Here is a 12,603-nt window from a genome sequence, read left to right as displayed (position 1 = left end):
GTATTTACGACTACCGAAAGTACGAAAATTGTGCCAGATCAGGCTTTACGCATTGGTGGGCCATTTTCACCGGTATAGATGACCAATTGCCACCGGAAGGCCCATCGCCACGAAAGGGTATACCGGGTTATTCCGGCTTCCGCCAGAATTCCTTCAATTTCGGCCTTTTTGAAACCCCTTAATACAGATAGCGGGGCATCATACTTGACCATAGCCGATCGCGAAAATAGCCGGGTTAAAAGCTTAATGGAGTAATATGCTAAGGGATGCCTGTGCAGGTCGTTCACTACAATTCCAATCCGCGTTTGTGCTTGAAGTGTTTGAAAAATTTTAACGAGTTGTTCATGCGTAAAGTGATGCAGAAACAATGTTGCTATAACAATGTCGAATGAATGCCTTTGAAAATCCGGATCAAAAATATCTTCTGTTTTAAGTTGAAGGTTGGGTATACCCGCACAATGCTTTTCTGCAAAAGCAATGATGTTCGGATTGGCATCAATACCGGTGAGTTGAAGTATGGGATGCGTTTTTAGTTGTTGATAGATCAACTTCAGCATTTCGCCACTGCCACACCCAAGGTCAGCAAGGTGAAATGATTTAATGTTGTTTTGATTTTTAATCAGAGATTTCAACCCCTTCAGTGTTACCTGATTTCCGCCCAACCAATGGTTGATGAAGTCCAGTTCGCGCAAGGTTTGATGTACCACCTCGCCCGAACATTGCAGGTCATCCATAATTTCAGGTGCTTGCGATCGTTCAGCAAAGCGACTCATTGATAATGGGTTTTTAACAGCATGCTTTCGAGTGTAAGCCCGGGGCCAAAAGCAAAACTCAAAATCAATTTATCTTTATCCCTATGCTGAAATTGTTGCATGATGTGATGCAACACAAACAAGATGGTTGCCGATGACATGTTGCCATACTTTTTTAACACTGCGTAAGCGGGCTTATTCTGTTCCGGACTTATCCCTAACTCCTGTTCAATGGCTTCCAATATTTTTTTTCCACCCGGATGAATAGCGAAGAAAGAGATATCGTTAATATTTTTTTGAAATTGATTCAGTAATTCCGTAGTCAGTTTTTTTATACCCGTTCGAATGGTATCCGGAACGTAGGTGGAAAGCTTCATTTCAAAACCATGGTTGCCAATATCCCAGGCCATGTGTTCTTTTCCGTTAAAGGCAAGTCCGTTGTGAAAGTGCTCCGGCATAATATTCCATCCAGGCTGGGGTGATGAGGTTACCAGCATAGCACCAGCGCCATCCGCAAAAAGTGCGTTGGCCAACAGGTTGTCTTCGGTGGGCTCTTTTTGAAAGTGAAGGGTACACAACTCCGTGCACACAATTAGCACGGCTGCATGATTTTCGGCTTTGCAAATGGCATCTGCAAGTTTAAGGGCATTAAAGGCTGCATAACAACCCATAAAGTTTATGCACGTTCGCTGAACATGTTCATTCAGCTTTAGCTGTCGGATCAGATCAATATCCAGACCGGGCGCATACATGCCGGTGCAACTCACCTGGATAAGATGCGTAATGTCATTTCGATTTATTGCTGGCTGCTGACTGAAACAATTTTCGATAGCGCGAAGGCTTAGGGGCAGGGCATGTTTTCGATACGCTTCTAACCTTGCTTGTGTAGAAGGAAAGGGTTCAAAATTTTTTGTGTTTGGATAGAAACTATAGTCAGACTGTTTACCGTAATCATCTAAAACCGAATGTCTTGTTTCAATACCACTTGCACGAAAAATGGCATGGAGTTTCCGATTGGCCGTATAGTCGGGTTGCATGGTACGCTCCATGAATGAAGCAATAACAGGCTGACTAAAAACGTGTTCAGGTACAGCAACTCCGATGGCTGAAATAAAACTCATGATTTCAATAATAAGTCAAAAAGGGTAATTTTAGTTTATTGAGTTGTTCCTAAAACTTTATTCGTTTCAAAACATGTTCGCTTTGTCATCCTGGTTACACTTGCGTATTCCTTTCTCCTGGTTTTTGCTACCCGTTTTTCTGTTCAGCGTAGCCATTTCTCCTAACCTGAATCCCGACCGATTGTTATGGGTATTTATTATCATTCACTTTTTTTTGTACCCGGCCAGCAACGGATATAACAGTTACTTTGATAAAGATGAGAAAAGTATCGGTGGACTTAAGAATCCTCCCCCTGTTAAAAAGGGACTGTATTACCTGGCCCTTTTGTTTGATGCAATTGCCATTGTTTTGGGTTTCCTGAAGATAAGTGTATTGTTTGCCGCAATGCTTTTGATTTATGGATTGATCTCAAAAGCATATAGCCATCCCTCCATCCGGTTAAAGAAATATCCGATTGGGGGATGGCTGGTTACCGGTCTGTTTCAAGGATGCTTTACGTTTTTAATGTGCTATGCCGGACTAAATAATTTTGATCTGGAAACCATTGTTAAGCCACATGTAATTACTCCGGCCCTACTTACTACCATCATGTTGTTAGGCAATTACCCAATGACACAGGTTTACCAGCATGAAGAAGATGCCAGGCGGGGAGACAGAACCCTTAGTTTACGCCTGGGTATTCGTGGAACATTCTATTTTACTGCATTGGTGTTTGGACTTGCTGTGGCTGGGTTCTTCTTTTATTTCAATCACTACTATAAAATTAGTTATGCGTGGCAATTTCTAATGGCACTTTCACCCACGCTGTTATTCTTTTCGTATTGGTTTTTGCAAGTGAGAAGAAATGAAAGTGCCGCGAACTATAGTCATACCATGTGGCTGAACCTGATCTCTTCAACCAGCCTGAATATCTTTTTTGTATGGTTCTTTCTTGACAGCAGCAATATTTTAGCAGCGTTTCAATAGTGCAATTAGTGAATGATTTCTCCATGCGTTCTTCGGACAATAAAGTTCGCAATGGATTTGGAGTTGACCGCCAATGAAACCGCCAATCGGGATGACCACTCGCTTCCAAACAGGTAATGCTGAATCATCCTTCCCGTTCGAAGTCTTCCTGCAAAAAGATTCTTCCAATGTTGCGCATACATTTTTTCAAGCCATGAATGGGCATTTTGATTTTCTGCAGCTTCAATAATCAAATCGCTTACCAGCTTACCAGCATGAATGGCCATCGCCATGCCATTGCCGCATAGAGGCGCAATCATGCCGGCCGCATCACCGGCCATTAGTATATGCTTGTAAACAGGTTCCTTCGTTTCAAACGAGATCTCGTTGATGGTCTCGGGTTTTTCAAAGAGAAATTCAGCAGAAGAAAAGATGTTTCGCAAATGAGGGTTTTCAAACAACACCACTTTCTCCAGTTCATGGATTGATTTGTGCTTCTTCAACAAATCGCGATGAACGAGGTAACATAAAGTTGATTTACCTTCTTCAATGTTGCTTAACCCACAATATCCACCATTGAAATTATGCAACGCAATAATGTTGTCAGGGTGTTGTGTGCGAATATGATATTTTACACCCACATAAGGTGATCGCTTTTGCATAAAACTTCTGTGGAGGCCTGCATCCAGTTTCGACCGCTTACCAAATGATCCGATAACGAGATCGCTTTTATAGGATGTGTTGCCAACTTTAACAGAAAAATTTTTTTCCTGCTCGTTAAAAGTAACATCATCAACTTCTGCGTGAATAATTTCAACCCCGCATTTTTTCGCCTGCTGAGCCAGAAAGTGATCAAACGTAAAGCGACTGATTCCGAAGCCCCCAAGATCAAGCGAAAGTTCTGTCATTTTTCCGCTTACCGAGGAGAGCCGAAGTACATTAATGTTTGGGAGGTTAAAGGTTTGTGGAAATAGTTGTTCATTTTTGAGAAAGGGTAATACTTCATTGGAGATGTATTCACCACATACGCGATGAAACGGATAGACTTTCTTTTCAAACAGCTGGCAGGTGAATCCGGCCCTGCCAAGACGAATAGAAGCAATTAGTCCCGCTAACCCCCCCCCTACAATAATTACTTTTCTTTTCACACAATAAAATTTGCTACAGGTGGCCTCGTTTTTGAACTGGGTTCACAGCTAAAGAAAATAAACTTAAAACCTTGATCATCTAAAGTAACCTTTTGTCTGCATACTATGTTTAAATCTTCAGTTGGCTATGGTACAGGAAAAACAAAAAACACCCACGCGTCAGGATTCTGTCAGTATCCTTTTAGTAGGAAACAATCCTATTGAATTGAGCAGAATGCTGGAAACCATTAAAAAGTTGCCCAACCGGGTAACGGCTGAAATCGCTTTTGACCTGACGAGCATCTGGCAGCGTCTTGTAAAATTCAGACCAAATTTTATTCTGATCGATGACAATATTGGGTTGCTTGAACTTAGCCAAACGGTAAGCACGCTATCCGCCAATCCGAAAACGAAAAATGTTCCGATTACGGTGTTGAAAAATTCAAACTACACGGGATCAATTGTTTCATCCGACATTGCGGATTATATCCTTAAGCAACACCTCACTCCGGAGTCGTTGTACATTGCGTTGCGAAATTCCCTACGCTTTCAGCAAGCGCGGAAGTATCTTGCAAAGGCGTACGCTAAAAGAAAGCGTGAACTGTTGAAGTTGATACGCTAGATTTGATCTTCAAGCCGGAAGTCAAACGTTTTTAATTGCCCCCCCCTTCTTATCTCCAGCCTGATTTTTCTACCAGGTTTAGAATTGAGCAGTCCGTTGATTTGATTTAGGAAAAGATCTTTCACGGATATTGAATTCACAGATGCAATCAAATCGCCTTGTTGCAAACCCGCCTTGTGTGCTGCTGAATTGACTCGCACATCAGTGATTTCAAAAACATTTAGGGAGGAGCCTTTTGCGCGTACGGTTAGCCCACTAAGGTTAAAATAAAATGCTTTCTTGAAGTCACTGTTTTTTTTTAGATAGATCTTTTCCTGTGGGAAATTAAAAACAACGGTAAACCGACTTAAAATTTCACCACCCAACGTTCCGTTTCGGTCGATTGAAAGGTATTTTAAGGAATCTGAAAAGTATGCGTTTGAATCAGGGAAGTTTGCCAATGGTTTTTCGATGACATAACTGCCCAATTCCAACGACTCAATCCTACCAGTCTTCCCGGTAATTTCTCCACCAAGTCCACGGCCAATAATATTGGGCACAGATTTTTCTGGCAGATGAATGCGCGAATCACTTTCGGGCTCCAGCATCAAGCCATGACTGGCACCAGTATCCACAAGAAGTTTTGCATTCAGTGCATGATGTGAGTTGATGTTTACCGGAGCCAACAAATAGGGTTTAGTATCCTGAATGCGAATGGGTATTACTTCGTACTTCTTTCGCTGTTTGAATTTATCGGGAAGCATGACCGTCATAATTTTTTTCTGGTAGTCGATTTCGATGATGAACCGACTAAACAGTTCGTAACCAATAATGCCATGAACATCCGTACCGAGGTGATTGCGCAATTCGAGATAGTCTTCCTCCAATACCAGCAGGGCATGCCCGCGACCCACTACGCCAGGCAACGTAAGCGAAATGTTATTGGCCACATAGGCGTCAATTAACTTTTCACCTCCCGGCCCCGCGATGGTATATTTTCTGCTGTAGGGCAGTTGCAGAATATCAGAAAAAGATTTTTGGGTTAGGATGGCCGTGCGAACCCCGGTATCGATAATAAACTTAAGTGGTATGGCGTCATTCAGGATGACCCGCGCAACAACCAGGTTATTATGAATTTCAATGGGAATCTGAACCTTTCTTTTACCATCGGCAATGTGAAACCCAAGGTTTTGGTTTTGCGCGAAAAGAAAAACCGGAAAAATAAAAATCAGTATTCCAAATACACGAATCATAGCATGCCCCTCAGTTTGAAAGTTAGGAATAATTGCGAACTGCACCGTAACCCAATTTAGGGTATTAGCGCGAGCAGCATTTTTTCAGGGGTGTCAGCTAATTTAACGGAATCCAGGTTTTCTTGTTTGAGGAATCCTTCTTTTACCATGACGGCCATCTGCGCAAGCAGGGTGTCAAAAAAGCCATTGATGTTGAGAAGACCCAGTGGGTGATTGACCAGGCCCAATTGTTTCCAGGTGAGTATTTCAGCAGTTTCATCAAGGGTTCCCCATCCTCCCGGCAGCACGAGAAAGGCATCGGCCAAGTCGGCCATTCTCCGTTTTCGCTCATGCATGCTGGCAACAACCTCGAGTTTGGTGAGGCCGGTGTGGCCCACCTCTTTTTTCATCAGAAAATCAGGGATAACACCGATTACCTGGCCGTGATGCTCCAATACGCTATCGGCAAGTATGCCCATAAGGCCAATATTGCCGCCACCATAAACAAGGGTATACTTATTTTTTGCTAGCAATATGCCCAGGTTGCGGGCCGCTTCAGCGTATACAGGTTGGTTTCCTACGCCTGATCCGCAGAAAACACAAACCTTCATAACGGTTGGTGAGGGATTAGTATTTGTTATCGTGCTTATTGTTGCTCACCATTTTGTTGGGGAATATCCACGGGGAGACAATAGCCAAAACAAAAAGGGCGATAACTACGTAGAAAGGAGTCCAGGATGCATCCATGTGTCTGACAAGTTTGAGGAGGTAAAAATAAAGCCTATTCGTGTAATTTTTGTATAAAGAATTGAAAATTGTTTAACAGCTTTATCCCGTGTTTTGCCGCTTATTTTGAGTAACGCGTACGCACATGAAAAAATTTTTGATTCTTCTGGCCATTGGAATTGTACTGATTGGGGTATTGTGGATGGTGGTGAGCACCATTCGGCACAAACAAACAAAATCATTCAGCCCGGAAGATACTGCCTCCTTTACGGATGGCGAGTTGAACGTGTCGGTTTGGTATAACCGTCCATACAAGAAGGGGCGCGAAATTTTTGGCGCGCTTGTTCCTTACAAACAAGTGTGGAGAACAGGGGCCAATGAAGCAACGGTTTTTGAAACCAACCGCACACTTACGTTCCGAGATCAAAAATTAATGGCAGGAACATATTCCCTATGGACGATTCCGGATTCAACCAGTTGGCAGATTATTTTTAATGCCAAGCATGGTCAATGGGGTATTAACAGCAAGGGCGAGGCTAATCGTGATCCTTCTGAAGATGTGCTTACTGTTATTGTTCCGGCCATCGTACAGGATAGGGAGTTTGAACAGTTTACCATTCAATTTGATAAAACGGGCGAGGAGGCAGAAATGATTTTGCTTTGGGATAAAACTGTGGTGGCCGTTCCTTTCTCCTATTAGCATTTACTTAATCAGTAACCTTAATCGTGTTCTTCTTTTTTCAGGCAATACACCCGCTTGCAAGGAAACAGTATAGCTTAACCTCGCAGGTTCAATGCCCTGAGCTATTAAAGCCTGTAACACTGCCTGTGCCTGTTGATCGGTTCGGTTGTTGTGATAGGTAGTTTCTACAATCGTGCTGTCGCGTGAGTAGAGCTGACCGAGTGTATCAATATCCTGTATTTGGTAGATGATGGTATCGATACGAATTTCAGTTAAGTCTGGATCAGATTGAACGGAATCTTCCGTGTAACCTTCAAACTCAAGCTGAAGCTCAAACGATCTGTCAGGCACACTCTTCATGAGACGTACAAGCCTTCTGGTTTCATTTCCAACATCGTTGAGTACGGCCGAGTTCGGTTCAAACTCCAGACCTTCAAGCTCCACAACATCTCCGGCAGAAACCGGCTTTAGTGCAACGTCAACTTTTTGCACCAACGGGCTTTCTTCTTCTGTCATGTCAAATATCCGGGAGAAAAATGTGTAATGACCTTGCTCCGGATCAACAGAAAGTTCGTACCGGGTTCCTTCTGTCAGGTATAAAAAGTAATACCCGTTTTTATCGGGCCTTCCCGTAAAGAAGCGCGAGCGGGTATTCAAATCTTCTACCGAAATATAGGCCGATAGCGGTTTGCCATCTGCATCGGTAATCTGCCCTTCAAGTTTCATCACGGCTTTTGGGCGCCATTGTTCCGGAACAAGAAATTCAACCAACTCTGTTTTGAACCTGCCCGGAGCATCCTTTAGCAAGTAGCGACCATTTGAAATTGAGCTGACAAACTGATCGTTACCGGGAGTGTTTACAAAATCCAATGGTTGCGGATCCGTCCATCGATCATTGATTTTTTTACTTACATACAAGTCATAGCCTCCTTTACCTGGAGAAATCGCATTGGAAGCAAAGATTAAAACATTTCCATCAGCAGAAATGCGGGGCGTTTGTGAGTTGCCGGTATTGATGTTGGCGGGAAGTTCTTCAGGTTCTTGCCAAAGGCCATTGGCTCCTTTCTGGGCAACCATAATTTTGCATCCTTGTGCTCCCCGTAAATCCATTTTCTGACATCGCATAAAATACATGGTCATGCCATCGGGTGAGAATGTGGGCGTGCCCTCATGAAGTTTGGAGTTGATAGGGGCATACATGTTTTGAAAGTCGCTCCACGATGTACCCGTTACTTTACCTGCCCAAATATCATAACCGCCTACTCCCCCTGATTTTATGCTGGTGAGGTAAAGCGTTTCACCATCGGCACTGAGGGTATAGCTTTTTTGAAAATTTAGCTTTGCATTTATGTGCTTGGCAAGTTCTTTTGGCTCCGTCCAGTTGGCACCCTCTTTTTTGGCCAAAAAAACAGCGGGTTCATATTCTCCATTGTAATCCGATGTAAATAGCAGGGTGCTGCCGTCTAAACTTATAAAAGGGGCTGAAAGATTGATAGTTGGCCTGTTGATGTTTTGCGGAAGCCTGCGCACCGCGGCCTGGCCGAAACCATCCAATGTGGGAATAAAGGCAATAAGGAGAAGAATAATCCTGTTCATGAAGCTAAAGTTAATGCATTAGGTTGGCAAATAGGCTGCCAGACACCGCGTTCTTATTATTTTCAACCTGATGGAATTTTCACGGGTAAGTGATAATTTAGCCGCTCGGTTAATAAAGCAATGATCCAGGTAATTCCATCCATAGCCATACGAAAAGGACGTGTTGTAAGAATGCGGAAGGGAGATCCTTCCAGTGAAAAGGCGTATGATGAAAATCCACTCGACCTGGCCAAGCGTTTTGAAGACCACGGCATTGAAGTGGTTCACCTGGTTGATTTGGATGGCGCGGAACGAGGCTCTCCTGTAAACTATCACATCATTGAACAGGTATCGGCCTATACCGATCTTAAAATTGATTTCACTGGGGGCATTTCAACAGACGGAGACATCAGTAAAGCCTACGAGGCTGGTGCCGATTACATTACCGCTTCGAGTATTGCCGTAACCAATCAGGAGTTGTTTGCTTCGTGGATTGTATCCTTCGGTCGTGAAAAAATTACGCTTGGAGCAGATGTTACCGATGTGAAAAGCATGAACTTGTTGTTTCGTGGGTGGCAGCGCAAATCGGAGTTAACGTTATTTGAACACCTGGAGTATTTTCATGAACGCGGGTTGAAATATGTAAAATCAACCGATGTATCGCGCGATGGCGTATTGGAGGGCCCTAACTTTGAGTTTTATCAAAATATACGCGATCGTTTTCCTGAATTAAGTGTGTTGGCGAGTGGTGGTATTCGCGGGGTAGATGACATTAAGCGCCTGAATGAAATGGGTGTGTTCGGAGTAATTTTCGGAAAAGCTTATTACGAAGGTGTTTTGAAGCTGAAAGATTTGGAGCAGTTCTTTGTGAAGAAAGAATCTTAAAAATTAAGCCCCTCGAGTAATCGAGGGGCTTTTTATTTTTATTGGATAGCTACATTAAATGTAACTTCAATATCCGTTTCACCAGATCCTGGACAAGCTCCAGTCTTAGTACCCGGTTGGTGACGAAGCACAATGGTAATGGTTCCGGTGCTGGCGGCTCCAGTTTCCCAAATGGTAGTAAGTCCTACGTCTAAACCATTATCATCCTCATCAGCATATGAATAATCGATATTTGCACCACCGCCTACGGTAAAGCAGAAAAGATGCTCATCAGCCTCTTCTTCTATTTCTTCAGTAATATTTTCAGCGGGGTTTACAGATTCATTCAACAGCGTTATTTCAGCGGTGTATGTTGTTGATGCAGATAGCACAGCGGCATCACCTCCTGTAGAATAAATGTATTGCGGAACACCTGCACCATCACCATCCAGATCCTTAAAGGTCATAGTAATCGGATCTCCTCCGGTTGGCGTTAATGTTAGCGTTAATGTGGTAATCAACTCCTCTTCATTGGCAGGTTCCGGATCATCGCCACAGCTTACCAGCAACAATGTTGCAAGTAAAAACGAGCCAAGAAAAAACCTCGACAGCCAACGGGTAACTAAATGGTTTTGTGTGTTCATAAGTAATCTGGTTTTTAGTTATGTGAATGAAAATTATAATTCAAGCGGATAATAAAAGTTCGACCAACATCATCGGCAAAGTAACGCAGGCGGTTCATGTAGTTGCGGTAGCTGGCGTTCCCCAGGTTTTCACCAGCCATACTTATCGATAATGTATTTTCTTTAACAGGCACTTTAAATCCCATCTCCACATTTACCAGCGTGTAACCAGCTGGAGCAGGTGCAATATCATATACACGCTCACCCGTATAGTCAGGAATGTCCTCCGGATAAACTGTAATGGGCGCGCGGTTTTGTTTGAGTACAACGGGAATACTTGCTTGCACAAAAAAATCTTTCAGTTTACCTACATCGGTGGTGTAGGTCAAAGCATTCTCAATTGCAATTGGCGGAATAAATATTAACACATCATTGCGCGTGACATCCTCACCTCGAACGTAAGAGAATTTGCCTGTGTATTTAATTTTTTGAACGGGATGCCAATTTAGGGAGACATCAAGTCCCTTTAGCATGGCATCGGTTTGCTCATATTGCCATACCGAAAAATAGCCGCGGATGGTTAACCGCGAACCAACAGGCCGTAGAAAAACATAATTATCAATTGAATTTACATACACCGAAAAATCAGCCGACAAGCGTTCTCCACCTAGTTGTAAAGAAGTGATCCACTTGGTGCTCATTTCTTTTTTTATGAGTGTCTGATCAGTTAGCAACTCACCATTTGGGCGCATTAGACCCTCTTCAATAGCTGCGGTGCCGTGGTGAAGCCCCTCGCTGTATAATTCACTAACATGTGGTGGCCGTGATGAAACGCCAAGATGCGTGTTTAACCTTGCTTGCGGACTAATGTAATACGTGGCACCCAGCGACCCGGACAGGTAGTGAAAATTGAAAGATGGTTTCACTAAGTCGTTAGTGGTTGTGAAGGCAAGAACATTTAGGTGTTGGTAATCATACCGTGCCCCTGCTTCAAACAACCAGTTTCGCTTTCTTACTTTTTCAATAAGAAACAGTCCAGATGAAAAGAGCCGGTAATCCGGAATCATCGGACGTATACCCGTTTCTCCAGTTTCGTTAATGTTCTGTTTGTAGGTTGCATTTATACCAATGCTACCGGAGTGCCGCGGGTGATCGTGATCTAACGACACATCCAACACGTTGGTGAAGAGTTTCATAAACAACGCTGGTCGTTCGCTTCGCCCGCCTCTTCGAATATCAAATTCCCTGCGCTGATTGTATTGTCCCCCGTAGAGCACCTTAAGCTCTCCTACTCCTTTAATTTTTTGAGAAGCCTGAATTTTCAGCAACTGATGATTGATCTTTTGCTTTGGATTGTTGATGTCGTATGAGAACGGAGCAACATACCAGGGCTCTCCATTTTCAATGGACGATTGGAGATCGTTTTGGTTTCCGGTATGTGCAGCGCGCAATATGCCAATTGTTGAATTGAAACTGCTCATGAAGATTTCCAGGGAGCGGTTATCACCTTTGTATCCAAGACTTCCTGAAAAATCAAGTTCGCGCACACCCGTGTTTGAAAGCACATAATCCCGTGCCATGAAATCTCCGCCACGCTTGGCTGTTCCCTGTAATCGCCAACTCCACGGATTGGATTTGTTTAGTTCGCCTTCCACCATGCCCGACAAAAAAGTCATGCGGCTGTTACTCATAAATCCGGTGTTGATTTCACCCCCAAATGCGTGTGCCTTGTTATGAAGCGATGGAGGATTGATAATGATAGTGCCACCAATGGCATCAGCGCCATAGCGTACAGCCTCTGCGCCTTTCACCACTGTAATTTCAGATGCAATGAACGGATCAATTTCCGGTGCATGTTCAATACCCCACTGCTGTCCTTCCTGGCGGATTCCGTTGTTCAGAATGAGAATGCGCTGGCTGTGTAAACCATGAATAACGGGTTTGAAAATGGCTGGCCCAACCTGCAAGGCATTTACTCCGGCCACCGTTTTTAAACTTTCACCAAGCGATTTTCCATGCTGATGATCCAGGTCATGTTCAGTAAGGCTAACCGATGTATTGCTGATGGCCGAACGGGTTTGCTGACCAACAACTTCAATACTGCTGAGTTCTGTAACATCTTCGCGCAGTGTGATGGAAACCTGTTGGTTTTTGGTTAGCTCGATATGGGATTCATAAGGCAGGAACCCAACAAACTTTACAGAAAGGTTGTACGTGTTTGCGCACAGGTTTTTGAACACAAAAAATCCTTGCGCATCGGTTACAGTGCCGTCTCCATTTAGCATAACCGTTGCTCCAGGCATAGCTTGTCCATCACTATCGCGAACCATGCCGGAAAGTTTTAGCGTGCAGTT

The 12,603-nt window shown here is 43.6% G+C and carries 12 protein-coding genes; 4 read left to right on the top strand and 8 right to left on the bottom strand.

The features are described from left to right. Positions 1 to 38 precede the first annotated feature (38 nt). Entirely contained in the window at positions 39 to 773 is a 735-nt protein-coding gene (locus QY309_16850; protein WKZ59517.1) for a methyltransferase domain-containing protein, read from the bottom strand. Beyond that, the gene (locus QY309_16845) at positions 770 to 1,876 is read right to left on the bottom strand and encodes a type III polyketide synthase (GenBank protein WKZ61717.1); all 1,107 of its coding nucleotides are present in this window, start codon (positions 1,874 to 1,876) and stop codon (positions 770 to 772) included. Before QY309_16845 ends, QY309_16850 begins: the two co-directional genes overlap by 4 nt. A gap of 70 nt (positions 1,877 to 1,946) precedes the next feature. Here QY309_16845 and QY309_16840 point away from each other — a divergent pair, with 70 nt between their 5' ends. After that, positions 1,947 to 2,840 carry a UbiA family prenyltransferase gene (locus tag QY309_16840; GenBank protein ID WKZ59516.1) on the top strand — a complete coding sequence of 298 codons (894 nt, stop codon included), beginning with the start codon at positions 1,947 to 1,949 and terminating at the stop codon, positions 2,838 to 2,840. Positions 2,841 to 2,845: 5 nt separating this feature from the next. Here QY309_16840 and QY309_16835 read toward each other — a convergent pair whose 3' ends face one another. Continuing rightward, positions 2,846 to 3,967 carry an NAD(P)/FAD-dependent oxidoreductase gene (locus QY309_16835; GenBank protein WKZ59515.1) on the bottom strand — a complete coding sequence of 374 codons (1,122 nt, stop codon included), beginning with the start codon at positions 3,965 to 3,967 and terminating at the stop codon, positions 2,846 to 2,848. Positions 3,968 to 4,094: 127 nt separating this feature from the next. Here QY309_16835 and QY309_16830 point away from each other — a divergent pair, with 127 nt between their 5' ends. Continuing rightward, positions 4,095 to 4,568, top strand: coding sequence for a hypothetical protein (locus tag QY309_16830; protein WKZ59514.1), 474 nt, complete (start codon positions 4,095 to 4,097; stop codon positions 4,566 to 4,568). Here QY309_16830 and QY309_16825 read toward each other — a convergent pair. Beyond that, entirely contained in the window at positions 4,565 to 5,800 is a 1,236-nt protein-coding gene (locus tag QY309_16825; GenBank protein WKZ59513.1) for an aspartyl protease family protein, read from the bottom strand. The genes QY309_16830 and QY309_16825 overlap by 4 nt on opposite strands. A 56-nt stretch (positions 5,801 to 5,856) precedes the next feature. Then, on the bottom strand, positions 5,857 to 6,390 hold the full coding sequence (locus QY309_16820) for a TIGR00730 family Rossman fold protein (GenBank protein ID WKZ59512.1): 534 nt from the start codon (positions 6,388 to 6,390) through the stop codon (positions 5,857 to 5,859). Positions 6,391 to 6,650: 260 nt separating this feature from the next. On the opposite strand from QY309_16820, the gene QY309_16815 reads away from it, so the two are divergent. Beyond that, positions 6,651 to 7,205, top strand: a complete 555-nt coding sequence (locus QY309_16815; protein ID WKZ59511.1) for a DUF2911 domain-containing protein — start codon at positions 6,651 to 6,653, stop codon at positions 7,203 to 7,205. Between the two features lie 3 nt (positions 7,206 to 7,208). Here QY309_16815 and QY309_16810 read toward each other — a convergent pair whose 3' ends face one another. Beyond that, positions 7,209 to 8,783 (bottom strand): hypothetical protein, encoded by a 1,575-nt coding sequence (locus QY309_16810; GenBank protein WKZ59510.1) that lies wholly within the window; start codon positions 8,781 to 8,783, stop codon positions 7,209 to 7,211. Between the two features lie 120 nt (positions 8,784 to 8,903). On the opposite strand from QY309_16810, the gene QY309_16805 reads away from it, so the two are divergent. Beyond that, positions 8,904 to 9,647, top strand: a complete 744-nt coding sequence (locus QY309_16805) for a 1-(5-phosphoribosyl)-5-[(5-phosphoribosylamino)methylideneamino] imidazole-4-carboxamide isomerase (GenBank protein ID WKZ59509.1) — start codon at positions 8,904 to 8,906, stop codon at positions 9,645 to 9,647. Positions 9,648 to 9,685: 38 nt separating this feature from the next. Here QY309_16805 and QY309_16800 read toward each other — a convergent pair whose 3' ends face one another. Next, positions 9,686 to 10,270 (bottom strand): hypothetical protein, encoded by a 585-nt coding sequence (locus QY309_16800; protein WKZ59508.1) that lies wholly within the window; start codon positions 10,268 to 10,270, stop codon positions 9,686 to 9,688. Between the two features lie 14 nt (positions 10,271 to 10,284). Further along, positions 10,285 to 12,579: a TonB-dependent receptor gene (locus QY309_16795; GenBank protein WKZ59507.1), complete on the bottom strand. Its 2,295-nt coding sequence runs from the start codon at positions 12,577 to 12,579 to the stop codon at positions 10,285 to 10,287. Positions 12,580 to 12,603: the final 24 nt, after the last annotated feature.

The organism is Cyclobacteriaceae bacterium (assembly GCA_030584025.1).
Classification (GTDB): domain Bacteria; phylum Bacteroidota; class Bacteroidia; order Cytophagales; family Cyclobacteriaceae; genus UBA2336.
This window is presented reverse-complemented; position numbering and strand designations above follow the sequence as displayed.